At 61.9% G+C, this 24,914-nt stretch carries 17 protein-coding genes; 4 read left to right on the top strand and 13 right to left on the bottom strand.

Annotated elements, in window-relative coordinates:
* Position 1: 1 nt before the first annotated feature.
* Genes EL272_RS13335 through EL272_RS13345 form a run of 3 tightly spaced genes read left to right on the top strand, consistent with a single transcriptional unit; the run spans position 2 to position 7,125 of the window.
* Positions 2 to 4,750, top strand: a complete 4,749-nt coding sequence (locus tag EL272_RS13335; protein ID WP_061787654.1) for a non-ribosomal peptide synthetase — start codon at positions 2 to 4, stop codon at positions 4,748 to 4,750.
* Positions 4,751 to 4,794: 44 nt separating this feature from the next.
* A complete protein-coding gene (locus tag EL272_RS13340; protein ID WP_211097992.1) occupies positions 4,795 to 5,493 on the top strand; it encodes a thioesterase II family protein in 699 nt (232 codons plus the stop codon).
* Positions 5,494 to 5,529: 36 nt separating this feature from the next.
* Complete coding sequence (locus EL272_RS13345) at positions 5,530 to 7,125, top strand: class I adenylate-forming enzyme family protein (protein ID WP_061787652.1); 1,596 nt, start codon at positions 5,530 to 5,532, stop codon at positions 7,123 to 7,125.
* Between the two features lie 137 nt (positions 7,126 to 7,262).
* On the opposite strand, the gene EL272_RS13350 is transcribed toward EL272_RS13345, so the two are convergent.
* From EL272_RS13350 to EL272_RS13365, 4 genes are all read right to left on the bottom strand, one after another.
* Positions 7,263 to 8,045, bottom strand: coding sequence for an ABC transporter permease (locus EL272_RS13350; RefSeq protein ID WP_061787651.1), 783 nt, complete (start codon positions 8,043 to 8,045; stop codon positions 7,263 to 7,265).
* The gene (locus EL272_RS13355) at positions 8,042 to 8,839 is read right to left on the bottom strand and encodes an ABC transporter permease (RefSeq protein ID WP_174525741.1); all 798 of its coding nucleotides are present in this window, start codon (positions 8,837 to 8,839) and stop codon (positions 8,042 to 8,044) included. Before EL272_RS13355 ends, EL272_RS13350 begins: the two co-directional genes overlap by 4 nt.
* Position 8,840: 1 nt before the next feature.
* Positions 8,841 to 9,830: an ABC transporter ATP-binding protein gene (locus EL272_RS13360; RefSeq protein WP_061787650.1), complete on the bottom strand. Its 990-nt coding sequence runs from the start codon at positions 9,828 to 9,830 to the stop codon at positions 8,841 to 8,843.
* Between the two features lie 663 nt (positions 9,831 to 10,493).
* On the bottom strand, positions 10,494 to 11,399 hold the full coding sequence (locus EL272_RS13365) for an alpha/beta hydrolase (protein WP_014847748.1): 906 nt from the start codon (positions 11,397 to 11,399) through the stop codon (positions 10,494 to 10,496).
* Positions 11,400 to 11,476: 77 nt separating this feature from the next.
* Here EL272_RS13365 and EL272_RS13370 point away from each other — a divergent pair, with 77 nt between their 5' ends.
* Entirely contained in the window at positions 11,477 to 11,677 is a 201-nt protein-coding gene (locus EL272_RS13370) for a hypothetical protein (RefSeq protein WP_061787649.1), read from the top strand.
* A gap of 31 nt (positions 11,678 to 11,708) precedes the next feature.
* Here the strand turns inward: EL272_RS13370 and EL272_RS13375 are convergent, their stop codons facing one another.
* The 9 genes from EL272_RS13375 to EL272_RS13415 all read right to left on the bottom strand — a co-directional run bounded on the left by EL272_RS13375 (position 11,709) and on the right by EL272_RS13415 (position 24,888).
* Positions 11,709 to 13,253 (bottom strand): condensation domain-containing protein, encoded by a 1,545-nt coding sequence (locus EL272_RS13375; protein WP_082793839.1) that lies wholly within the window; start codon positions 13,251 to 13,253, stop codon positions 11,709 to 11,711.
* The gene (locus tag EL272_RS13380; protein WP_041696774.1) at positions 13,250 to 14,017 is read right to left on the bottom strand and encodes a thioesterase II family protein; all 768 of its coding nucleotides are present in this window, start codon (positions 14,015 to 14,017) and stop codon (positions 13,250 to 13,252) included. Before EL272_RS13380 ends, EL272_RS13375 begins: the two co-directional genes overlap by 4 nt.
* Positions 14,007 to 17,357: a non-ribosomal peptide synthetase gene (locus EL272_RS13385; RefSeq protein ID WP_061787647.1), complete on the bottom strand. Its 3,351-nt coding sequence runs from the start codon at positions 17,355 to 17,357 to the stop codon at positions 14,007 to 14,009. Before EL272_RS13385 ends, EL272_RS13380 begins: the two co-directional genes overlap by 11 nt.
* Positions 17,354 to 18,451, bottom strand: coding sequence for an NAD-dependent epimerase/dehydratase family protein (locus EL272_RS13390; RefSeq protein WP_126409485.1), 1,098 nt, complete (start codon positions 18,449 to 18,451; stop codon positions 17,354 to 17,356). Before EL272_RS13390 ends, EL272_RS13385 begins: the two co-directional genes overlap by 4 nt.
* Entirely contained in the window at positions 18,448 to 19,878 is a 1,431-nt protein-coding gene (locus EL272_RS13395) for an ABC transporter ATP-binding protein (protein ID WP_061787645.1), read from the bottom strand. The genes EL272_RS13390 and EL272_RS13395 overlap by 4 nt, the downstream gene beginning before the upstream one ends.
* A complete protein-coding gene (locus EL272_RS13400) occupies positions 19,875 to 20,543 on the bottom strand; it encodes an energy-coupling factor transporter transmembrane component T family protein (RefSeq protein WP_014847755.1) in 669 nt (222 codons plus the stop codon). The genes EL272_RS13395 and EL272_RS13400 overlap by 4 nt, the downstream gene beginning before the upstream one ends.
* The gene (locus EL272_RS13405) at positions 20,540 to 21,208 is read right to left on the bottom strand and encodes an MptD family putative ECF transporter S component (RefSeq protein WP_014847756.1); all 669 of its coding nucleotides are present in this window, start codon (positions 21,206 to 21,208) and stop codon (positions 20,540 to 20,542) included. Before EL272_RS13405 ends, EL272_RS13400 begins: the two co-directional genes overlap by 4 nt.
* Positions 21,209 to 21,328: 120 nt before the next feature.
* Positions 21,329 to 22,957, bottom strand: coding sequence for an AMP-binding protein (locus tag EL272_RS13410; RefSeq protein ID WP_061787644.1), 1,629 nt, complete (start codon positions 22,955 to 22,957; stop codon positions 21,329 to 21,331).
* Positions 22,954 to 24,888 (bottom strand): AMP-binding protein, encoded by a 1,935-nt coding sequence (locus tag EL272_RS13415; protein ID WP_126409487.1) that lies wholly within the window; start codon positions 24,886 to 24,888, stop codon positions 22,954 to 22,956. The genes EL272_RS13410 and EL272_RS13415 overlap by 4 nt, the downstream gene beginning before the upstream one ends.
* Between the last annotated feature and the right edge of the window lie 26 nt (positions 24,889 to 24,914).

Below are 24,914 nucleotides of genomic sequence, written 5' to 3' on the forward strand. Positions count from 1 at the left end.
CATGTCGGAGACCGCGACCCAGCTGATAGCCACCGCCCGCAATGCCGGGATCATGCTGTGGGTCGAACGAGGTGCTTTGAAGTTCCGTGCGCCCACCGGAACGTTGACCGGCGAGCTCCGGGAGGCCATCCGGGCCAACCGGGATGCCGTGATTGCCGCCTTGCAGGAGGGCAACACCCTGACCGAGGACCCCGCGAACCAGTACGCGCCTTTCGCCCTCACCGACATCCAGGCCGCTTACCTGCTGGGACGCTCCAGCACTTACCAGACCGGTGGAGTCGCCTGCCACGCCTACCTGGAGGTGGACATGGGGCCGATTGATCGCGTCCGGTTGGAGCGGGCCCTGGACCTGTTGATCGCCCGTCACGGCGCTCTGCGCACCAGCTTCCACACCGCGGGTTTCCAGCAGGTCCATCCGGTTTCCGAGATCACCCGTCCCCCGGTCGTGGAGGTGGATGCGACGGGACTTCCTGCGCTGATCGCGGAGTTCTCCCACGAGGTGCTGGATGCGGAGAACCCTCCGCTGCTGCGATTGGGCATCAGCCGCGGGGCCACGGCATCCGATGACCGCCTGCACGTCTCGGTCGACTTCCTGATGGCGGACTGGACCGGTATCACCCTGTTGATCGACCAGCTCGCGGCACTGCACGCCCACCCCGAGACCGATCTCGGCGAGCCCGGCCCTACTTTCCGCGACTACGTCATGGCCACCTCGTTGGATGAGTCCGATCACCGTGTCCAGGCCGACCGCAGGTTCTGGAGCGAACGGTTGGGGGCCGCCCCGGAGCCGCCAGAGCTGCCGCTGGTCCCTTCACGCGCCGATGCCCCGGCGACGTTCACACGGTACGCCCACGCGCTCAGCCCGGAGGCCACCATCGCCTTCCTCGACCGCGCCCGGGCGGCCGGGGTCTCGCCCGCGGCCCTCGCGATGAGCGGTTACGCGAAAGTGTTGGGCACCTGGTCGCAGAACCGCGAGTTCGCCCTGGTCGCGACCCTCCTCGACCGGCAGGACGTGCACCCGCGCATCGGCTCCCTGATCGGCGATTTCACCTCGACGGGTCTGGTGCCGGTCAAGATTTCGGACACCGACGACCTGACCCGCCAGATCTCATCCGGGCTGGCCGATGTGCTGGATCACCGCACCCATTCCGGTGTTTCCGTGATGCGTGACCTGAACCGCCGCACCGGCGGGGTGCAGAGGTTCTTTCCCTACGTTTTCACGGCGGCCATCGACCCGTCGCGAATCACCGAGAAGACCGCACAGGCATGGCGGATCACCGGCGGCATCACCCAGACCCCGCAGGTGTTCATCGACTGTCAGGTCTCGGTGCTGAACTCGCGGCTGTGTGTCAACTGGGACGTCCGCGAAGGCACCATTGACGCCGATGTGCTCGCCACCATGTTCGGGTGTTTCACCAACTGGTTGGATGGTGCTGCAGATGCCATCGACGTCTCCGAGAAACAGCTGGCAGCCCGGCGGCGTGTCCCCGCGACGACCGAATGGCCGAACGACTGCCTGCACACCGCGTTCTTCACAACCGCCAGCACTTTCCCGCAGCGAGTGGCGATCATTGACGGCGATGGTGAACACAGCTTCTCCGAACTCGCGCACCGCGCTCTCGACATCGCCGCCTGGCTGTCAGGGCAGGGAATTTCCACAGGCGATCGGGTGGTCATCTGTCTGCCACGCGGGGCCGGGCAAGTGGCCGCTGTCCTCGGCGTCGTGGCCGCCGGTGGCTGTTACGTTCCCGTGGACGTCTCCCATCCACGGGCCCGCCGGGAACGTGTGATCGCCAGCTGCGGGGCCCGGGTGGTGCTGGATGCTGACGTCCTGGAAACCATCCCGCAGGCCGGTGATCCGGCGCAGGTCCGTGTCGCGAATGATCCGGATGCGGATGCCTACGTGATCTTCACCTCGGGTTCCACTGGCGACCCGAAGGGGGTCGTGATGACCCACCGTGCCGCCTTGAACACCATCGTGGACGTCCGGAACCGCTGGAACGTCGGTGACGAGGATCGTGGGCTGATGGTCTCGTCGCTGGGTTTCGATCTCTCGGTGTTCGACATCTTCGGGGTTCTCGCCTTCGGCGGCTCGTTGGTCATCCCAGCTCCCTCGGACTACACCGACCCGAGTGTGTGGGCCGATCTGGTGTCGGCCCACGGCGTCACCCTCTGGAACTCGGCCCCCGCCCAGGCCTCGATGGTCTGCGACGCCGCTGCCCCGGGGGCCTTGGCCGGTTTGCGGCTGGTCCTGGTCTCCGGCGACTGGGTCCCGGTCAACCTCGGGTCCCGGCTGTGGGAACACAACCCGTCGATGACGGTAGTCGCCCTGGGAGGTGCCACCGAGGCCGGTATCTGGTCGAACTTCCATGTCGTGGCCCCGGGGGACGAGAACCGTTCCTCGGTTCCCTACGGCGTGGCGTTGTCCGGTCAGGCAATGGACGTGGTCGACGCCGATGGGCGCTCCCGCCCCGATCTGGTGGCGGGGGACATCGTCATAGCAGGTGGTTCGCTGGCCCGCTGCTACGAGAACGACCCGGAGTCGACTACCGCCCGTTTCGTGGAACGGGCCGGGACCCGCTGGTACCTCACCGGCGACCGCGGGCGCTGGTTGCCGGAGGGGGAGATCGAATTCCTGGGTCGCCTCGATACCCAGGTGAAGGTGCGTGGTCATCGCATCGAACTGGGTGAGATCGAATCGACGGCTCTGGGCTGTGAAGGTGTGGCCCAGGCAGTCGCGGTCGCTCACTCCCCCGACCCCCAAATCCCCCGGGACCGGCAGATCGCTTTGTTCGTCACCCCCACCGACAACGGAGAATGTTCCGAGCTGGCGACGTACCTCGACTCAGCGCTGGCCGTCGCGGAACGGACGGCTGCCAAGCAGGGAGCCCCAGGGACCACGGCCCACGACGCACGTCTGGTAGCGGCTCTCACCCATCGGCTGGCAGCCTGGCTGTCGCGGCACGAGCGCCACACCCTGAACATTGTCGAGTTCGCCTCCGGCGAGCCGGTGGCCCCAACCGTAATCCCGGTGATTCACGGTTTCGACTTTCAATACCACCTGTTCTCCGACGACACCGCCCATCAGGTGGTCGGCGACATGCGGCTGATCAGCCATGGCTGGGCTCCGGGAGCGGAGATCGCCGCACACGACTCGTCGAACATGGTGATCGTCGGGGCCGGCATCCCACCCGAGGTCGTGGCCGCTGAACTGAACCATCTGGCCAGCAACGCCTGGGTCGTCGTCCTCGGCGGCGACGACAAGGCATTGGCCAACGCCGGAGCATGCGTCGTCGTGCCGCTGGGCGGGGGTAGCACCGGACACGTGGCGGTCTTCGACACCTTGGACACCGAGGAGCTGGTGAAGCAGGTGCGGCAGGTCCTGGCCGAGCAACTACCCCCGGGGTGGATACCCGCCACCGTCGCCGTCCGGTCCGAGTTGCCCCTGACGCCGAACGGCAAGGTGGACCGGGCCGGGTTGGTGGAACTCGCCAACGGAACCGCACCGGAAGTCGCAGTCGTCGCGGACGAGGACTCACTTTGCCTGGAGATCTGCCGGGTGGTGCTGCACCGTCCCGAGCTGGCCGCGGGCGACAATCTGTTCGCGCACGGAGCTGATTCGATGGTGATGGCGCAGCTGGTCACCGCGGTCCGGAAACAGCTGCCGCAAGCGGCCGGGTTCAGTTTCGACGTGATCCTGCGCGCCCTGATGGACGACCCGCGTCCCGCCGGCCTGGACTCCTTCCTGCAGGACTCGGGAACTGGCATCGACTCCCCCGCCAGCCCCGCGGTCACACTGCCGGTCGACGTCGAGCACGGGGTGAGGCTGCTCCCCCAGGCGGAGGGTGAGGGTACGCTGCTGCGCGTGCTGGCCCCGGGAGCGCTGGGTAGTTCCGGATACCTGGAGGCACTGGCCACGAAATTGCGAATCGCTGGCCAGGTGGTGGGAGTGGAACTCACCGACCCGGCCTGGTATCTGTCGCTGCCACAAGAGACGGCCTTCAGTGAACTAGCCCAAACGGTGGCTCCTCTGGTGGCCGACCTGTCTCCGTCACGGGTACAGGTGATCGGACATTCAATCGGTGGTTTCCTGGCGGGGCACATCTCAGGCGCTCTGGGCGACCTCGGTGTCGAAACACTCGCCCCGGTGATCATCAATGCAACCCCGTTGACGATGGTTGGTTCCGACGAGCTGCTACGAGAGATCTTCTTCCTGTCGGTGGTTGGCATGCCGATCACCAACCTGGGCCTGGAGCTGTCCGATCTGATGTCGCTGGGGGCGGTTATGACGGCGGCCTCCGCGTCCGGACAACTGGACATACCGGCGACCCTGGCGACCATCGGCCCATCCGATCCGGCCCTCGGTGCCACCGCGGAGCGACTGCTTGGCTTTTACGCGATGAGCGATGCCGAGAGACTCGCCAGCTACGCCCGCAACCAGCGGCGCAACACCGGGGAGGATGTCGACGAAGAGCTGCTCCATGCCCAGCACGACCTGTTCTCCCACAACTACGCGGCTTCAGAATCACCCCCGCCAACTCTGCTGACCGATATTCACCTGGTGGTCTCCGACCAGGACAACTCCTACATCCCGGGAGTCGTCGAGCAGCGAGTCAGCTATTGGCGTCAGGCAACCATCGGTGAACTGCACGAGCATGCGGTACCTGGCGACCATTTCTCCTGTGTCACTCCGCCTTTGGTTTCCAAACTGGCGGACATCATCCTGCGTCTTTCCAGGGAAAACGCATGATACGCCTGGGGCTGCGCACCTACACCTGCCCACGGCATGCCCCGGTGCGCGTCGTCATCCTGCCCCATGCCGGCGGTTCTGCCTCTTATTTTCGCAACTGGGGTCCCGTTGCCGACAACCTGGGAGTGGAATTGTGTGCCGTTCAATACCCGGGACATGAGGAGCTCTTCACCGCCGCCCGGGCATCGTCCTTGGATGAACTGGCCGAGGCCCTCGTCACCGTGATCGGAGATCAGGCGGAGCGGACCGTTCTTTTCGGTCATTCAATGGGAGGATTGCTGGCCCACCGGGTCACCCAGTTCCTGGTTGCCGAGGACAATCCCCCGCAGGCGCTGCACGTCTCGGCGACCAGAGCCCCGGACCAGCCGGTCGCGGCGCCCCGTCACATTCTCGACGACCGGGCTCTCGTCTCCTCAATTGGGGAAATGTCCCCGGGTGAGGAAAATCCTTTGGAGGACGAAGACCTCGCCGCCGTTCTGCTCGACCAGGTGAGAAGCGAGATGCGCCTGGCCGAAACCCATCGCTGTGAACCCATCCCGCTCCCCTTGCCGATCACACTCCATCTGGCGACCGAGGACCCCGATTTCACGCTAGCGGATGTCTCGGCGTGGGATCGTTTCACCACCAGAGGAACGCATCTGATAACCCACCCTGGGCACCATTTCTATCTTTCCGCCCAGCAGGCGACGGTGCTGCGTGCGGTAATGGAAAATCTGCCGACCACCTCGCCATCCGGCAAGTAAGCACCTCGCCACCCAACAAACAACAAGGATCCATACATGTTCAAGTACAAGGATTTCGAAACGCTCAACTACATGCGCGACATCGTCAAGTCATGGACCGAGAAGGCCGATTCCCCGGCCATCATCGACAACACCGATTTCCTTACCGGCCGTCAGTGCGCGGCGATTGCCAAAGCAGCCATCGACGTGATGGAGGCCAACGGAACCCAGCGCGGTGACGTGGTGGCCTTCACCGGTTCCGACACCTTGGCCAAGATTCCCGTCCTGGTGGGGATGTTCTTCAGCGGCCGCGTCTCATCGGCGCTGGCTCCCTTCGCATCGGCCCCATCACGGCGTCACATGCTGAACGAGTCGGGGGCAAAACTGCTCTTCGTTGATCGCGCAACCCGGCACATGGCCGAGGAAGTGATGACCGATGAGTACTCCTGCCCGATCGTCGAGGAAGAGTCCTTCACCGACCTGACCGCAGAGATCGACCCCGAAGAACTTCTGGTCCACGCCGATCGCAACAAGGCCGGGGACTGGAACACCTTGCGTTACACATCGGGTTCCACCGGCACCCCGAAGGGAATGCTACTGACCCACCGCTCGACCGAGTTGATGACCTACAACTACATCAACCGTATCGGAGGCGTCGGCCTGGAGGGTCGATTCCTGTGCACCATGCCGCTGTCGTCACTGGAGGGTTGTGGCATGGCACAGATGTTCGCGACCTCGGGTCTGGTGCCCTGTATCTATCGTGGACGCGCGACCCCTGCGGGCATCCTGTCGGAAATGGAACGCTACAGGATCACCGCACTGTTCCTGCCTTCCAGCCAGATGACCGCCATAGTCCGCGACCCGTCCTTCGAGATGACCGACCTGTCCGCGCTGAAATCGATCGTCTACGCGGGCCAGACGATCAGTCCCACCGATCTCAACGAGGCCATCGAGGCCATCGGTGGTGACAAGCTGTTGCAGGCCTACGGCCAGACCGAGGCGGGGATGCTGTCGGCCCTGGACCAGGCGGACCACTGCTCGGGTGATCCCGAGATCCTGAGCAGCGCCGGTCGTCTCTTCTTCCCCGAGGACATCGAGATCCGCGACGACGACGGCAACGTGGTCCCCGAGGGGGTCTCGGGCGAGATCTTCGTCAAGGGCGACTACATCAACTCGGCCCGCTGGACCCCAGAACGTTCCTGGGTCTCAACCGTGCAACCGGACGGCTGGATGGCCACCACCGACATGGCACGCCGGATCGGGGACCGGATCTGGATCACCGGTCGCAAACGTGACATGGTGCTCTATCGCGGCTACAACGTACCGACCCGCCCCATCGAGGAGGCGCTGCAACGCTACGAGGGTGTGCTCGACGCCGTCGTCCACCCGGTGGAGGACTCCTACGCCGGCGAGGTGGTCTTCGCGTGGCTGAAACTGAATGAGGACGCCACGGTCGACAAGGAGGCCGTCTCGGACTTCATCCAGGCCAATGTTTCCAAGTGGTCCCGGCCTTCCTACATCGAGTTCGTGGACACGTTGCCGCAGGTCTCGGCCCTGAAGAAGACCGACAAGGTCTCCCTGCGCCGTTGGGCGGAGGAACGTCTGGCCGAGGGCAGGGTGGAACGTCTGAAAGGTGCCGACGGAGTCCTGTGAGGGCCGGCGGAAAAAGACCGGCGTTCCCCATCGCATCATTTCCCAGCGGCAGAACCTCCGGGTTCAGCCAAACCGTGAGCCGGTTGACCGTCTCGGCGGTCAACCGGCGGTTTCTTGCCAGTGAACGCACACGGTGATCAGCGTCGCGACCTGGCCTTGGCGGACAGCACGACGATCGACAGCAGGAGCAGGCCACCGAACCAGACCAGGAACAGCACCAGATGCTCGGCCTCGATGCCGTCCCCACGGATGTCGGACACCAGTTGGGTGATGGCGGTGATGGGGGAACCGTCCACCACGGGACGCAACACCTCCGTATACATGTCACGGGGCATCATCGCGGTGTTGAAAAACATGGCGGCCATCACGAGCGGCGCGAAGGACACCGCCCCCTGAGGGGTCTCTGCTACATAACCGAGCATGACCCCAACCGCGCCTGCAGTGATCGCAACGACCGTCATGATCCCCAGGATCGACCAGAAATTCACGGCACTGCCGAAATCAGCTCCGGCGATCAGCCCGACCACCATGGCCGTGACCACTGACACCTCGGCCCGCACGACCTCCGATACCACCCGCCCGATGTAACCCGACGAGACATGCCCCGGCATCGTCGCCAAACGATCCGGCAAACCCTGATGGCGTTCGTGGACGGTATCACCGGCACCCATCAGGGCGGCCGTGAAGGACGATGAAAAAGCCACCATCACCGCCAACGCACCGACATTCATGCCGCTCCCGGTGAACTGCTCGACCATGCCGTCGAAGATGACCAGGGTCATCACGATCATGACGACCGGCATCCCCACTGCCGACGCGACGGCGGCTGGGGAACGCAGCCGGTGCTTGAGCAACCGGTCGGCGTGAATGCATACGGCGGCGAACCAGTTGACCCCACGTGCCTGTGCTTGGACGCTCATGCCTGCCTCCTCCTGAAAGCCTTGGACACCCAGAACGCACCCAGAACCAGGCCTCCCCCGATCCAGGCCAGCGCCTCCCACCCGGAATCCCCCGGATCGGAACCGGTCAGGAACGCTCGCGTGGTGTCGATCAGCGGCGAGAAGGGCATGTGTTTGACGATCGGCTCCAGCCAGTCAGGAAGGGTCTCCACCGGTATGAAGGCCGTCGAGAGCATCAGCAACGGCATCTCGATCGTCTGGATCAGGTTGGCCACCTGCACCGGCTGCGCCGACCGCAGTGCGATGCCGCAGAACAGCAGCGCCAGCACCTCACCCATGGCCAAGGCAACTCCGAGAGCCGCCGCCGCTCCTACCCAGGAATCAGGTTCCGCTCCACAGACCAGGCCGAGAACCGCGACGGTGATCACCGATGCCAGGGAACGCAGCAGGTCTGTGGCCAAACGCCCTCCGATGGCAACAGCAGCGTTGATGGGCATGGCCCGCATCCGCGCCAGCAGCCCGGATTCGACGTCAACTGCCAGCGCGAGTGCGGAACCACCTGCCGTGAACAGAACCGCTTGGAACATGCAGGCCGCCATCAGGAACAGTGCATAGTCGAAACCGGAACTGCTGGCGGCATGCCCGAAGACCGCCCAGAAGGCCAGCATGAACAGACCAGGAATCACGAAAGCCGAGACGATTGATGCCGAATTTCGGCTCAACCGCAGGGTGTTTCGCCACGTCGCGCCGGTGAATCCCCGCCAGAAGCCGGGGGACGACGGCACCGCCAGCGCGGTTTTCTCGGCACCTGACATTTCAGACCTCATCAGGCTCTTCCGGGGAGGATTTGAAGGCCATGCTGAGGAAGACATCGTCCAGCGACGGCGGATTCAGCGCCGCCGTGCTGGTGGGGATGCCGGCCCCGCGAAGGGCCTCCAGGGAGTCGGCGAGATCGTCGACTCCGCGGTGCGCGGTGAAGGAGACCGTCAGTCCTTCGCGGGTGAAACCGTCGGTTCTCCTCCCGAGCCGCGCGGACAGCACGTCGGCAACAGCCCGATCGGCGTCGGCGACGGCCTCGAAACCGATCTGGCACACCGGGGCTCCGAACTGCTGCCGCAGCGCCGCGGGTGCTCCCTGCATCACCTTGTTGCCGTCACGGATCAGCACGATGTCGTCGGAAAGTCGTTCGGCTTCGTCGAGGTATTGCGTGGTCAGCAGAACGGAGACCCCGCGGTCTCGCAGGTTCTCGACGGTCTCCCAGAGTTCCCGCCGCGACAGCGGATCCAGTCCCGTGGTCGGCTCGTCGAGGAACAGCAACCGGGGTTCCACGATCAGCGAGGCGGCGATGTCGAGGCGGCGCCGCATGCCTCCCGAATACTTGGCGGCCCGTTGGGTGGCGGCGGCGGAAAGCCGGAACTGTTCCAGCAACTCGTCGGCCCGTGCCCTGGCTGCCTTGGACCGCAGCCCGTACAGGCGAGCGAAGAAGACCAGGTTCTCGCGACCCGTCAGTTCCCCATCGACGGCGGCGAACTGACCGGTCAGCGAGATCGAGCGACGCGCCTGTTCCGGATGAGTGACGACATTGGTGCCGCACACCTCGATGGTTCCCGAGGTCGGCAGCATCAGGGTGGATGCGATGTTCACCAAGGTGGTCTTGCCCGCACCGTTGGCGCCCAGCAGCGAAACGACCCGGTTCTCGGGAACCTCGAAGCTGAGACCCTTCAGTACTTTTTTGCGTTTGCTTCCGCGACCGAAGTCCTTGTGGACGTCGTCCACACGGAGTACCGGTTGTGGTGTTCTGTCCATCAGCTCTCTTTTCCGTCACTGGGTTGTTTGGTGGACCTCGAAGCTGTCGGGCAGGTAGTAGGCCGCGAGCTTCGCCGGGTGCAGGAAACGACGCAGTTTGAACGTCTTCGGGTATGCGCCGGTTTCGTCCTGAAGCCCGGGCGGCGTGTGACCAAGGGCTCCCAGTCACATTCCCGATAGCCGGTGGTGAAGCCCACGCCCGCTTCGACCTCACCGGTGCCGATCGTGTCCAACGTACACACCCCGGATCCTCGGGGAAAGAGGGTTTCCCAACTGCCCAACCGCTGCGCCGCGGCGATCAGTCGCAACGAACCCATGCCGTGGTCGGAGAGCAACTCCTCAGGACCGATGTCCGTGATCTCGACACGCTCAACTCCCAGCAGCTCCGCCAACAACTCGTGCAGAAGATCCGTAGGATTCGTTTCAACCACCCAAGACTCCCATTTCAACGCGTTCGGACACCACTCACCCAACCTCAAGGTTTAGGCAACCCTTACCTTAGCTTTTCACGGCCTAGTCCCGACTTTCGTCCACGGATCGCCGTCGCCCCGGCAATCAACCGAGCACGCCGGCGAACCAGACCCCGAGCCAGCACACAGCAATCACGCCACCCAGCGGAAACCGGTCGGGAGCCCCTGCACCCGAATGCGGGAAGCATCCGGGCTACCTGAGGTGGTCGTCCAGGGCGGCCAGCACCGTCGGGGTGACGTTCTCAATCCGCTCGTTGAGGATCAGGTGGTGATCGGCGGGCAACTCGACCAGCTGCTTCCCGGGCGCCACCAGCCGCTCGTAGACCAAGCGGCTGTAGCCCCGGGTGAACAGGGGATCACCCATCGACACGAACGCCACCACCGGGCAGGTGATGCTGCCATCGACGAGAGCCGGCATGTCGGTCGCGAACAGGCTTGACAGGAAACTCACCGGGTAGGAGGTGAGCCCCAGAGGATCCCGGTAGAACTCGTCGCGCCACTCCTGCTCGGAGAAGATCTTGTCGACGTCGAGGTAGAAACTCATCGGTACCTGCAACCCGGGCAGCACCCGGCCGGCCGCAGCGATGATCCGCCGGATCACCGGGTAAGCCACACCGAGCGCATTGGGGAAGCGTGTGACCGACAGGGATTCACGCAGGGGCGTGAACAAGACGTTGTGCGGAAAAGCGGCCCGGATTCGGTGCTCACCGCCGGCGGCCAGCAGGGTGAGGACACCACCCTGGCTCGACCCCATCAGGCCGACCGCACCGGGGAAACGGGCACAGGCATAACCCACCGCGTCCCGGACGTTCCCGATCATGTCGTCGAGGGTGAACCGTCGGATGACCCGGGGGCTGCGCCCGTGAGACAGCGGGTGGATGCCGACCACGTGGTAGCCGTGCCGGCTGACCGCATCCAGGAAGGGGCTGTAGAACAGGGGGTGGGTCATGGTGCCCGGGACGAACACGACCGTCGGCGCCGCGTCCTGCTCGGCCTCCCAGATGGACAGCGTGATGGGGGCCCTGCCCGATTCGATCGAGACCTCCGAGTAGCCGGGAAGCTCGATCGAGTGCTCTTTCAGCAGTGTTGCGATGCTCATGCCAGCTACGCCCTCTCGAAGTTGTCAGCGCTTCTGGCCGGTAGCGTAGGCGCGAGCAGGAAGCCGGCATCGATGCCGTGGTTCAGGTAACGCGCCACCAGGCCGTCGCGGACGTTGGGGAAGGCCACCCCGAGGCGCCGCAGGTGCGCCTGGGCCTTTGTCGTGTCGTAGCGGACCCGCGCCCCGAGGAAATCATCGAGGTAGACGACGACGGGCTGCCGGAGACGAAAACGGGGTTGACCCGGGTCCCCGTCGGCACCGTCGCTACGGTTTCATGACACCGCCGAGGGGTATGGGAGAAGATAGCCATCAGGAATCGGTCGGCACCTTGTCAATGATCATCTTGGTGAACACCTCCAGGGTGTCAAACTCAAAGAGGTCCGCAATGGCCACCTCAATTCCCAGATCGCGGGAGAGCTGATCCGCCACCCTACTGGCAATCAACGAATTACCTCCGAGGTCGAAGAAGGAATCGTCGCTCTCGATCCGCTCCAGCTGCAATTCCTGAAGCCAGACGGAAAGCACCCTCTCCGGAATGTTCAGCCGCATCTCCTCGGATTTCGCCGCCAGATATCCCGACACCGGCTCTTCGAGATGTTCCATCAGGAATTGAATTGCCACCCTCGTCTCCTCAGCAATTTGCCTGACCTGTCCGGTGTTGAATATTTTCAGGTCACCGCGGAAAGTGACACGCACCTCGTCAAGGAGGTTCCAGTGTTCAAAGAGCAGCAGGCCGTATTCCTGATGAAATTCCGGGATCCAAGGAGTCATTTCGAGGCCGGGGATCAGGGTCATCTGCTGAGTGAAGTTGTGCGAGGTGAACGCAGACTTGGTCAAATTCATTGAGCACAGATCCTGATTGGCCACGAGCTCGGAAGTGTGACGCATGCACAAGGAAAGCAGCTCACCGCAAGTCTGCCCCTCGGAAACTTTGAGTTGATGGGGAACTCCTCGAACGAGAAGTCCGGCCACTTGGGAGAACTCGGAATGGCTGCGGTTCGCGCTCGCCAGAGTGAAGGCGGAATCAGTCACCCCAAATACCTTGTCCAAGGCAAGATGAAGTGCCGTTACGAGCAGGTTCGCCGTCGAGGTTCGCGCCTTCCGGGCGAAGGCCTCCAACACTTCCCGCTGGAAGGTGATTTCGCACGGCCCGACGCTCTGTTCGTCAGCGATTGGACCCGGAGCCGCAAAAGGAAGGTCGCGGATCTCCGCATGGCGGCGATCCCAAAAATCCATCTGCTGTTCTCCCGCAGGGGAATTTCGAAAGTCGGCCAGCCATTGTGCATATCTCACGAAGCTCGGCTCTTCGACATAGGGGCCACTGTCATCGGCATTGTAATACCGGAAGAGTCGATCCAGGAGAAGGAACATGGAGATGCCATCCAAAAGAGCATGTCCCATGCTGAACGTGAACAAGAACTCGTTGCGATCGATCTGATAGAGACAAAAAGCGAACTGGTCCTCGCTGAAGGGATCGATCTCACGTTTGAAGCCGATGATCGCCTGTCGCTGCGCATCGATCAGGCGCTCCTCGCCGGTGCTTCCGGAAGCAGCCCTGACTTCCAGCTGGAAGTCAACGCAACTCACCACCTGTTGAACGATCTCGCCATCAGCGCGCTTGAACCGAACACGAAGACAGTCCGATTGATTGATCAATCGAGCGATTGCGCGTTCCAACCGATTTACATCGAGCGGCCCTCTGATGTGGGTACCAGAAGTAATCTGAGGAATCCCGTTTCCCGCCAAACTTCTGTCGATATAGTAGTTCTGCTGAGGAGTGAGAGGGAAGGAGAATCCTCCACGAGGAGACTCCAGATAACCATATTTCTCCGCCATCTCCCGAAGCATCATCATCCTTTCTTTCCCACCACATCAATTATCGATCGCGTGATATAGCTTGTCAAGGGTTGGATATCATCAGTGTAGTAGAAATGACCACCGGGGAACTCGTGCTGAGTAATGGAGACGCTGGTGTACTCACGCCAGTCGGCCAGTCCTTCAATGGTCACAGTCGCATCATCCGCTCCTCGCAGGACCGAGACCGGGCACGCAAGCGGGACGGGTTCCTCCGATTTCGATCGGGCGAGCATCGTCAAATCAGCCTTGTAGATTGGCAGGTAGTACTCGACGAATTTAGAATTGGCGGCAAAGTCGGCGCCAATAACTCCCCACTCGACCAGTCGACTCAGGATCTCGTCGTCGGACAGGGCGACTCCCTCACCGTTGACGATGGCTTCAGCTATTCGCGTACGGCGCGGAGACTCAGCACTGGATGCGATGAAGAGCAAGGGATCATTGAAACGACCGCGCATACCCAGTGCCGTCTGATAGGCAATCATCGAGCCGGTGCAGTGCCCGAAGAAAGCTACTGGACGATCGAAGATTTCTGGGGCCTCGCTCAAAATGCGAGCCGCCAAGACCGAGGTGTCCTCGGGTAACATTTCCTGGCGGCGCTTCTCTCGCATCGGATACAGGATCGGATACACATTGATGCTGTCTGGGATGTACTTCTTCCAAGGAGCAAACAGGCTTGGGCTTCCCCCGGCGTAGGTGAAACACAGAAGATTCACCTGCGCCCCGTCAGTGATGCGTGCATGGTTCACCCACTCACTCGGCATGGCTGACCTCCGAATCATCGTTCTTGGTTTCGATCACCCTGGACACGGCCGCCACCGTCGACTCATTCAACAGTGCAACGAGTATGTCTTCAAAAGTAGTCGTACAACCGGGCGAATCACTCAGCCTGATTGCGATCCGGTTCATGGTCATCGAATCGGCACCCACGTCATAGAGACTCTCGTCGAGACCCAACTTGTCAATTTCCAAGAGCTCACAGCAGGTATCTGAGACGAGCATCTGCGTGGATGTGACCGGCTTCTCGGGGTCTCCTGAAAGATTCTCAGAAGAGTGACTGATCATTTCGGGCAGAGCGGTTCGGTCAACCTTCCCGTTGCTGGTGAGCGGAAATCTTGGGCACCATCCGACCCGACGAGGAATCATGTAGCTGGGTAGCGTGTCCCTGAGCCTCGCGATCCAAGAACTCTCAAAGGCAAGAATGTCGCCGGGGGGAACCGAGGTCTGGAGGACTGCTTGTATCTGCTTCTCGCCAGCACGCTCAACCACAAAAGCCGCCGCGGCCACCACCTCTGGATCAGCGGTGAATGCGGCTTCGATCTCACCGAGTTCGATCCGGTAGCCCCTGATCTTTACCTGCGAATCACGTCTGCCGAGGAATTCGATGTTCCCGTCGGGCAAGTAGCGCCCCATGTCTCCTGTTAGATATGCTCGTTCTTCGTTTTGTGGAAGAACAGGGAACTGCTTGGCCGTGAGAGCCGGATCTCCTATGTACCCATCAGCCAGCCCCACCCCGGTGATGGCCAGTTGCCCCGGAACGCCAACGGGGCAATCGTATAGGCGATCATCCAGCACATGGAACCCTTGGTTCAGCAAAGGCTTTCCATAGGGGATGCTCACCCAGTGGGGTTCGTTCCCTTCCCAAGGATAATGAATGGACCAGATAGACGCCTCGGTTGCTCCCCCCAGACTCACTATGTTCGCTTCGGGCATCACCTGCTGGATGCGTTCAGGCAAAGCGAGGGGAATCCAGTCTCCCGACAGCAGTACGGCCCGGAGTGAATTGAGAGATTTGTTGTTGCCTTCTTCCAGAGAATCCACCAGCAGTTGCATCAATGCCGGGACACTGTTCCACAGGGTGACATCCCACTCTTGGATCAGCTCGGCCCAGTGAATCGGATTGGTCAGATTTCTTGGCTCTGGATGGATTACTGCTCCACCAGCCGACAGGACACCGAAGAGATCATAGACGGACAGATCGAAGTTCAGCCGCGAAAGTCCCAAAATCCGATCTTCACTTGTGACGCTGAAACGTTGGTTGATGTCTTCGATGGTGTTGACAGCCGCACGGTGGCTGATCGCCACGCCTTTCGGCTCCCCCGTGGAGCCCGAGGTGAAGATTATGTAGGCAATGTTCTTCTCGTCTCCCTCGACACTTAGTTCCTCCGGGTTTCCACGCAGTCCTTCGACATGCACCACGGTAGTTTCTGCCATCCATGGTGCTTCGTCGGTGCTGGTGGTCAGCACACATGCCATCTGGGTGACGGCAACTATTCCACGATTTCGTTTGTCCGGGCCATCCGCGTCCATCGGGACATAGCAGCCCCCAACCGACAGGACGGCCAGGCAAGCGGCCATCTGCAGCGCGCTCTTGGTCATCCCAACCCCTACGCGTTGTCCTGGCAGGATACCTAGTTCGCGGAGGCTCGCGGCTATTCCGGCCGCCTGCTTCATCAGCTCTCCATAGGTCGTGATATCACGTCCATCGGCAATGGCCATCCTGTCCGGGAAGTTGCGCGCCTGGGTGATGACCGTTTCGTGCAGAAGATGATGGGGCAGCGGGCAGGTGGTGTCGTTCACCTGTTCACGCACCCGGAGCTGCCACGCCGGGAGCGGAAGACGCCCTTTTCTTTCCCAGCTCTCGTCCCGAGTGGCAAGCTCGTGAAGAAACTCCACGAAAGCCGTGAAACAGTCCTCGATGATTCCGGGATGGAAGACTCCTTCACGAACATCCCAGTTGATGAGCAGCTCATCATTGGTGTCCATGACCTGACAGTCGATGAAAACCTGCGGGGTCTGGCTGATTCCTTCGCCTATCCGGCCGCGCAGCCTGAGGGACTGGTCGTTGTTCTGCAATCCAATTGCACTCGTGAAGACATAGGGCATGAATGCCGCATCACGGCCAAATCGATTCGCCAGGTCTCGCAACACCTCGACACCGGTGAAGGACTGGTGATCGAGGTTGTCGAAGAGGGTTTTCAAGGTGGTTTGGGCTTCTTCACGGAAGCTGCGTGACCTGGTGAAATCGGTTTCGACCAGTACGTTCTGGGTGAAATCCCCCATGATGTTGCCGATTTCGGGATGCAGACCCGGACGATTGAGAGCAGTCAGGTTGAGGGTCAGATCCGGACGATCATTCCAACGCTCCAGAACCTTTGCATAAGCAGTTAATATTACAGCAGTAGGGGTGAGGTTCCACTTGCGCGAACGACGCCGGAGAGCATTCCATTCATTCATCGGCAGACATGAATTATATCGCCGAAAACATCCACGCCCCTTTCTCTGGGCAGAGGCAAGAATCGGCAAGTGTGGAGCTGGCGGCAAGTGATCAAGTTTCCCCTTCCAGTACAGCTGGTCGAGGTCGCGATCTACAGTTGAACGGATACGTTGGTGGGCGTCGATGTAATCACGGAAGCTCAGCCTGATTTCGGGCAGCGGGATTTCTGGACTGAAGTACTCCGCCTCGAATTCTCTGAGCAGCATCCAGATGCTGGTCCAGTCCGCAATAATGAACTCCATCGAGAAATGCATCACGGCTCTATCAGGCAACTGGGTGATCGCAACGGCAAACAACGGCCAGACCCCGGGATCTCCCAAGCGATTGCTGAGAGCGGCGCGCTGTTCTTCCAGATGCCGGAGGCCCTCCCCGCATGGGATCGACAGCTTGCCGACATCATTCAGGATTCGCTGTGACCCGGCTGCGTCAATGACGCAGCGCAGCATCTCATGTCGATCGATCAGCCTACGCCACGTCTCTTCCACCCTTTTCGGGTCGAGATCCCCATAGCTCAACTCCATGTATATCTGGCAGGCGACACCACCCCAGTCGTATGCCTCATTTCTCCCAACCAGGTAAGCGGTCTGAATATCCGTCAGGGGAAAAGGAAGATGGCGATTTGCCGGGTCCGGAACGATGCTTGCATTCTCTCGGGCTGTCAGCTCGGCCAAGATTTCCGGTTTGGCCTGCCTCAACGCGTCGCGCTGGTCCTCCGTGAGGACTCCCCGAGGAGCTGTGAAAGCCAGCTTGTCCCCGGAAGCACGCAGAGATATCCCGCGCTCCGCCAGATCCAAAATTAGTCGTCGAGGGGATTTGTCGACGGTCATGTGGCCTCCTCGCAAGAGAATTGGTGAATATCTTCGTCCATGCCGCAGACCAGCTGCGTCGCGGGGGCGAGTTCCTTTATTCGTGCCAGCAGCTGGCGGGGGTCGGTTACCTGAGCAGGTGTCCAGATGCCGGGCGCCACTCGTGTGGTTGCGATTATTTCAGCCATCGCCGCCGCCATGGTTGCGGACAAACCGCTCTGCCCTGTTCCGCGAAGGCTCACTGTCGCATGACGACCATCTCTTGCGATGAAGTCAATCAGGAGATCAACACCGCGACCGTATCGTGAAACGGACTCACGGCTGAACGCGATCAAATCGTCTGTGGCGCCATCAGGCTCGACGTGGTACTGGTTGATTATCTTCATCAACTGGATCGAGGCATCAACTCCACCAGCCAATGCACTGTACCACTCTGCATCATCAAACCCCCGGAAGCCGCTGAGGCGTTTGGTTTCCTCGTTCTGATATGGAGCGATCCGACAGGGAAAATTCAGTGCTCGAAACCCCGACGCCCCTGAGCTGTTCAGGCGATTTATCAAGCTTTTCGGATTTCGCATGAGGGCAATAATTTCTGCCGCGGGCTTTCTGTCGATGCCACGCAGAAAATCTTTGGCACCACTGGGAGTGAAAATATCGCGCACCGAATATACCGAGATCAGGTGCCCACCGGCCGTTGCTGCAGCAGCGGCCGCCATTGCCGCCACGCCGGAAAGTCCAGGTATGCACCCTGCCCCAGCAATCACCGGAATCGGGGGTTTGAGGTTCATGGTCAGCAGGTTTTCGCCCACATCTACGAGCGGGCGATTGAACTTGGTCGCGGTTTTCAGTACGCAAAGCGAGGTTTCACAGGAAGGCCCTGAACAATTGATCACCACGTCTGTTTCTGCGACGAAGTCGTCCATGGCTTCATGATCGTGCACGTTGACCCATCGAAAGCAACCGGATTCCGCCATGACCGTATCGGGATTGCGCCCGGCAAGTAGCGCTTCATGACCACGCGACCTGAGGATTTCTGCGGTGCGACCTCCGATTGCACCGGTCGCCCCGATGATCCCGAACCGTGTTTCAGGAAATGCTGTTGATTGGTACCTCATCGCAGCTCCTTTGTCTTCTGGTCCACCGGTCTTTCATCAGACTGTGGTTTCCAGATCAGTTGCTGGGCTCCCAAAGCATCGATGAACTCCGGATCGTGGGTCACCACCACCACGCATCGTTCTTGATTTGCTTGCTCTGCCAGCAGCTTGGCGACCTGGGTCATGTGGTGGTGGTCCAGTCCGCTCGTGGGCTCATCGAGGACGGCGATGGGGCGCCGGGACAGACAGGCACAAGCGATGGCCAATCGCTGGCGTTGTCCGCCCGAAAGGGTCCGTGGATGTCGATTTACCAAGTGCTCGAGATCAAGATTCGCCAGCACCGCGTGGATGGTATCCGTCGTGGCCGGAGAACCCAGTGACACCTCGGCGCGGACCGTTTCGGCGAACAGCTGGTGATTGACGTTCTGCATGACCAGGCAGGCGTGCTTGCGCAGCCAGCGACCTGAAACCGATTCGCCTTGCCAGCTGATTGTCCCGGTGGAGGGGCGGGCCAAACCTGTGAGGCAGCGCACCATACTGGTCTTCCCGGATCCATTCGGGCCGACGATGGCGCCTGTTTCCTGCACCGCCACATGGAAAGCGACGTTATCGAAAACTTGGCGCCGACCGTACCGGAAGGACAGGTCGTCGACGCTGAGCAACGCCTGTTCGTTTCCCCCGGGTCGAGAATCGCTGTTGGGAGGAGTGGGGCGAGTCAGTTTGCGCAGCCCGAGTTCCTGCCTTCTGTCATCGGTCAAGGAGGCCAGGCCGGGGCCGTCAAATTTCTCGACGACCCTGCCGTCGGCGAAGCAGTATGCCCGGTCTACCAGGTCGGCCAGATACCAGAGTCTGTGTTCCGCGATGATAATGGTTTGGCCCAGGGATTTGGCACGGATAAGCAGGGCACGCAGAGCGCCTATCCCCATTTCATCCAGGTTGGACGACGGCTCGTCGAATACCAGCACCCCGGGCTCCAACGCCAGGGCAGCCGCGATGGAGATTCGCTGGGCCTCACCGCCGGACAGCTCGAAGATGCTGCGACCCAACAGGTTCTCAACTCCACAGTCCTGTGTGACAGCAGCGAGCCTGCGAGTCATCGCATCGAGTGGGATCCCACTGTTCTCCATGCCGAAGACAATCTCGCTGACGACATCAGAGTTGAAGAAGCCGGCCTTGGGATTCTGGAAGACGCTGCCCACTCGTTGGGCGAGACGCCACATCGGCTGCTCAGAAACCGATTGGCCGTCCAGTAGTATCTCTCCTTCAACCTCGGCGGGTTGCAGATGTGGGATTATGCCGTTCATCAGCCGGATGGCCGTGGTTTTGCCGGATCCGCTGGGACCACAGAACAGCACGAACTCCCCGGACGAGATTTGTAGGTCGATGTCGGTCAGGGCAGTGCGGGTGAATCCCTCGTAGCGGCACGTCACCCGTTTGAACTCGATCATTTCAGGACACCCGCCGTGATGAGCGCCAGGCAGCTGGTGATTACCAGGAAATCGCGGATTCGCAGGCCAACCTCCACGAAGGATGTCTTGTCACCGGGGTTTTCGATGCCGCGGGCGCAGGCTGCAGTCGACAGATCTTCTGCTGCTTGTACCGTGTTAATCAGCATGGGAACGTAGACCGCTTCGACGCGTGTCCCAAGGCCGCGCAGATCGCGCAACTTCATTGCGTCCCTGACTTGACGAAAGTTCTGGCCGACCACCGGGAGGTAGCGCATGATGATCGCAAATCCGATGCGAATTTTTTCGGGCACCCGCATTTTTTTGGCCGCCGCCAACACCTCCTGCACAGATGTGGTTCGCATAAGGTAATCAGCGGGTAGGGCAATTGGCATCAGCACCTTGAAGTAGACGAAACCGGCCAGCATCATGGCCGCCGTCGCACCGACTCTAGGCAGCAGAAGAAACTGGATCGCTGTAAGAAACAGATACACCGCCGCGAATCCAACCAGCTGGAGCACCAAGCCGTCGATCAGGAAGAGCAAGATGCATCCCGCGACCGTGATTCCCATGACGAGGTTCCCGGGGAATGAGAACACCACGATGATGACCGTGACCAGCACCACGATTTTTGTGCGCGGGTCAAGTCCCGTTCGTGCAGTCTTCACTCTTCCGGCGCCACCTGGGCCGCAGAGAAATGTTTCCTCATGAGGCGGTGACCAAAGAAAGCTCCTACGAGCGCTCCGACAATTATTGAAATCACGATGACAGCGATCGCGGGGCCATTGATGAAGGACCTGATGGTCTCCACGTACTCCCCGCTCATCCCACTGGAGAGCATCTGCCCCAAGAACTGATCGCCCAGGAACCAGAGCGGGAAGAAGTCTCCGATGAAGCTCAAGCAGAACACAACATAAGTGATCACCAGGGTGAGCAGGGACGGGGAGGTCCGGTTGCCGAGACCCAGGATGACCTCGCACATCAGCCCGCCAACTATGCACGTGACCACCACGGGCCATCCGGAGTTGAGAAAGGCCAGGCCGGTGAGTAGGCACACCAGGAAAACCGCGCCACCCTTCGGCACCTTGGCGACGAGCAGCATGAAGACGGGACCGAGCAGAATCGCGTCGATGAAATGGGATCCGAGCCAAATCAAGGGGGCGATGCCGCCAGCGATCATGAAAACCATTCTGACAGCGACGCACAAAACTCCAAGGGCAGCGGTCATGATCACGTCTTTCGTCATCATGCCCTTTTGGGTCGTAGGATTCTTGCACTCCATTGTCAAACCCCGCTCTTTGAGGAAGTAATTCGGGAAATCACTCGTGCTCATGACTCCACCTGTGTTCCGGCTCCCGGAACCACCGGCGGTAGCTGGCGCGGAACCATTTCTGACCTCCAGGCGGCCACCTTGGATTGTGCACTCGACTTCCGTCCAATAGGTTAGGGTAGCCTATACTTCCTTGTCAATGCGCCGAGTTGCCCCCAATGCCCCCTCTCCGTCGGCGGGACGCTTGTGAATCTCGAAACTGTCGGGCAGGTAGTAGGCCGCAAGTTTCGCCTCATGCAGGAACCGACGCAGTTTGAGCGTCTTCGGGTATCTGCCGGTCTCGTCCGGGACGACGGTGACCACCGCCCGGGTCGCATGCCCGAGAACCTCGTCGTCAACGCCGATCAACTTGGCCTCCACAACCTGGGGATGCCTCAACAAAACACTCTCCACCCGCCCCGGGAAGATCTTCTCGGCGCCGCGATTGATCTGGGGTTTGCAGCTTCCGAGCACCGCCAAGCGCGGTTTGCCGAACCCGGCATCCGGCATCTGATGCTCCACGATGTCGCCGCTGTGATACCAGCCATCGGCATCGAAAATTCCACAGGCCCCCTCCGGAGCACCGAGAAATCCCGCGACCGTATAGGGTCCACGGCACAGCAGCTCCCCACGGGAACGTCCCTCACCATCCGGGACGGCATCGACACCGCTGGACGGGTCAACGATCCGGATCTCGTCCCGCTCGCTCATGGGCACCAGCCGGTGCTCGGCGACACTGGTTCGGTCCATGTCCAGCGGGGAGTAGGCCACCAGGCCCTCGGCCATGCCGTAGACCTCCTGAACCCGCACCCCGAGACCGGCCTCGACCCGGGCCGCCAGCGTGAGGTCGAGCGGCGCCCCACCAACCCAGATAACCCTCAGGCCCGCCACGGCCGCCGGGTCATCTCCTGCCGCTTCGAGCCACGGAACCAGCAGGGAGGGAACCAGCGGGGTGTGTGTGCAACCGTGGGCTGCCAGCAGGGGCCAGCAGGTGCTCGGCGTCGGATCGGGAGCGAAAACGACATGGGCGCCGGCCAGCAACGCGCCCATGATCCCGGGAGAGGCCATGGTGTAGTTGTGGGAGGCGGGAATGCCGATCAACATGACCGCATCAGCGGTGAGTGCGCAGGCGGCGTTGGACAGCTCCACCGAGCACAGATAGTCCTCGTGACGCCGCACAACCGGCAACACGTCGGGGCAGCGTGGCCCACCGATCTGGATCAGTGCCGGGTCCTCGGCCCTGCACGACGAGGTGGCTTGCGCATCGACGCCGGGCGCGGATCGTGGTCCTGTGGCGATGGGGATCTCGTGCAATTGCAGGGCCCCGTCAAGGTTCCTCACGGTTTCCACCGCAGCTTCCCGCATGGCGGAGAAGGTCACCTCGGCGGGGGTCAGCAGATGGCTGGCACCCACCGCCCGGGCCTGTTCGATCAGTTCGGAGGCTCTCAGCGACTCGGTGGACATCACCGGCACCGCCCCGGCTTCAATCAGCCCGAGGAGACATTCCAGCCAGGCAACCGAGTTCGGCAGATGCAGCAGCACCCGCTCCCCTGCCGCGACACCGTCGATGGTGAACCCGGCGGCGGCCTCCCGGGCCCTGCGCCACAGCCCACCGTAGTCGAGGCTCCTGTGCTGGTCGGTCGCGGCGGGACGCCCTGGATGCAGCAGGGCATGGTCAGCAACCAGCCCGGTGATGGTTTGTTCGCCCCAGGTCCCGTCGGTGCGGTACTCGTCGGCTTTTGCGGCGGGTGGGGGCATCGGGTCGCGCGTCATCGTTCATCTCCCCGCAACAGCTTGCCGCGGTCGTTCTTGCCGACAGCGGTCACCGGGAGCTCAGTGACGATCTCGATTCTGTCCGGGTGTTTGAACGAGGCCAGCCCGGAGTCACGCAGGTGGCGACGGATTGCTTCAATGTTGAGTTCCGAACCGTCGCGGATGGTCAGGAAGGCGACGATCCGTTGTCCCATCAGGTCGTCGGGTTGGCCGGTGACGGCGGCATTGATGATGCCGTCCAGTCGCAGCAGGACGTCTTCCACCTCCTCGCCGAGGATCTTCTCCCCGGCGCGGTTTATCGTCTGGACGGCACGGCCCTCGACGATCACGTCCCCTTCATCGGTGACCCGCACCAGGTCACCTGTGCGGTAGTAGCCGTTGGCATCGACCGCTTTGGCAGTGGCCTGCGGATTCCTGTAGTACCCGGAGATGGTGTAGGGGCCGCGGGTGCGCAGTTCACCGATCTCCCCGCGCGCGACGGGCTCGCCTTCCGGGTCGAGCACCAACAGCTCGTCGGCTTCGCTCATCGGGTGGCCCTGGGTGGTGAGCCGGATCTCCCGGGTGTCGTCGAGGTCGGTGTAGCAGACCAACCCCTCGGCCATCCCGAACACCTGCTGCAGGCAGCCCGGGAAGGCGTTCTCCACTCGTTCGGCCGCCGAGACCGTCAGCTTGGCGCCACCGATCAGCACGGTGCGCAGCGACCCAGGCGCTTCGGCGCCGCCAAGGTGATCGACCCACAGCATGGCGATCGGTGGCACCAGGGCCACCACGTCGACCCGATGACGATCGATCAGGGGCAGGCAGATGTCCGGTGACGGCGAGGCCGCGAGCACGACGGTGCCACCGGCCACCAGCACTCCGAGCGCCCCGGGAGATGAGTTCGCGTAGTTGTGGGCGACGGGGAGAGCCGCCAGGTAGACGGTTTCCTCGTCGATGGCGCAGATCCGATTGGACAGCTCCAGGGTCAGACCGTAGCCGTCCATGAACCGCGCAATCAGTTTCGGGACACCGGTCGATCCGCCGGAGACGAGCAGGAAGGCCGCGTCCTCAGGGTGCGTTCCCCACGAGGAACGATCCACCTCGACGGTCGGGTCGTCGGTCACCAGGACCTCCGGGTCGGTCCAGACCGCGACCTCCATGTCCCCGGACAGGCCGGCCGCCACGTCGCGGGCGATATCGCCGTGATCGGTCCCGAGCCAGCGTTCGACCGTGACGATTGCGCGGGGTTCGATGGAGCGGGCGAAGGCCGCCAGCTCCACTTCTCGATGCCCGGGCAGGGCCAGCAACGGAATCGCGCCGAGCCTGACCAGCCCCAGGTAGATGGGGTAGAACTCGATGATGTTGGGCAGGTAGCAGATGACGTGTTCACCTGGACGCACCCCACGGGCGGCGAAGTTCTTGGCGGCTGCGTCGATCTGGCGCCACAGCTGGGCATAGCTGATCGACGTGTGGCCATCGGTGATGGCGATCTTTGCCGGGTGGGCGTCGACGGAAAGCGCAAGCATGCCGTCGAAGGTGCGTCCACGCCACAGGCCGTCGGAACGGTAGCGGGCCGCCCGGTCCTCGGGCATGGGCACGAAACCCGGGCGGGGTGTTGTCAGGGGTTCCCAGTCGCGTTCCCGGTATCCGGTGGTGAAACCCGCATCCGCTTCGACCTCACCGGCTCTGATCGTGTCCACCGCGTGCGCTTCGGGTCCTCGGGAGACGAGGGTTTCCCAGCTGCCCAATCGCTGGTCGCGGGCCATGGTTGCGTAGTCGACCCTGAATCCGGCCCTGCCCAATCGCTGCACCAGGGCGATCAGTCGCAGCGAGTCCATGCCGTAGTCGGAAAGCGACTCCTCGGGGCCGATGTCGGCGATCTCATCGCGTTCAGCTCCCAGCAGTTCCGCCAGCAGCTCGTGCAGAAGATCCACAGGATTCGTTTTGTCCACCCAAGGCTCCCATTCGACGTGCTCGG

Origin of the sequence: Arachnia propionica (assembly GCF_900637725.1) — a bacterium.
Lineage (GTDB): Bacteria > Actinomycetota > Actinomycetes > Propionibacteriales > Propionibacteriaceae > Arachnia > Arachnia propionica.

What these genes read in the sequence shown, in the direction of transcription:
- EL272_RS13335 (WP_061787654.1), top strand. Translation starts at nt 2, where the DNA reads ATGTCGGAGACCGCGACCCAGCTGATAGCCACCGCCCGCAATGCCGGG.
- EL272_RS13345 (WP_061787652.1), top strand. Translation starts at nt 5,530, where the DNA reads ATGTTCAAGTACAAGGATTTCGAAACGCTCAACTACATGCGCGACATC.
- EL272_RS13350 (WP_061787651.1), bottom strand. Translation starts at nt 8,045, where the DNA reads ATGAGCGTCCAAGCACAGGCACGTGGGGTCAACTGGTTCGCCGCCGTA.
- EL272_RS13355 (WP_174525741.1), bottom strand. Translation starts at nt 8,839, where the DNA reads ATGTCAGGTGCCGAGAAAACCGCGCTGGCGGTGCCGTCGTCCCCCGGC.
- EL272_RS13360 (WP_061787650.1), bottom strand. Translation starts at nt 9,830, where the DNA reads ATGGACAGAACACCACAACCGGTACTCCGTGTGGACGACGTCCACAAG.
- EL272_RS13365 (WP_014847748.1), bottom strand. Translation starts at nt 11,399, where the DNA reads ATGAGCATCGCAACACTGCTGAAAGAGCACTCGATCGAGCTTCCCGGC.
- EL272_RS13375 (WP_082793839.1), bottom strand. Translation starts at nt 13,253, where the DNA reads ATGATGATGCTTCGGGAGATGGCGGAGAAATATGGTTATCTGGAGTCT.
- EL272_RS13380 (WP_041696774.1), bottom strand. Translation starts at nt 14,017, where the DNA reads ATGCCGAGTGAGTGGGTGAACCATGCACGCATCACTGACGGGGCGCAG.
- EL272_RS13385 (WP_061787647.1), bottom strand. Translation starts at nt 17,357, where the DNA reads ATGACCGTCGACAAATCCCCTCGACGACTAATTTTGGATCTGGCGGAG.
- EL272_RS13390 (WP_126409485.1), bottom strand. Translation starts at nt 18,451, where the DNA reads ATGAGGTACCAATCAACAGCATTTCCTGAAACACGGTTCGGGATCATC.
- EL272_RS13395 (WP_061787645.1), bottom strand. Translation starts at nt 19,878, where the DNA reads ATGATCGAGTTCAAACGGGTGACGTGCCGCTACGAGGGATTCACCCGC.
- EL272_RS13405 (WP_014847756.1), bottom strand. Translation starts at nt 21,208, where the DNA reads ATGAGCACGAGTGATTTCCCGAATTACTTCCTCAAAGAGCGGGGTTTG.
- EL272_RS13410 (WP_061787644.1), bottom strand. Translation starts at nt 22,957, where the DNA reads ATGACGCGCGACCCGATGCCCCCACCCGCCGCAAAAGCCGACGAGTAC.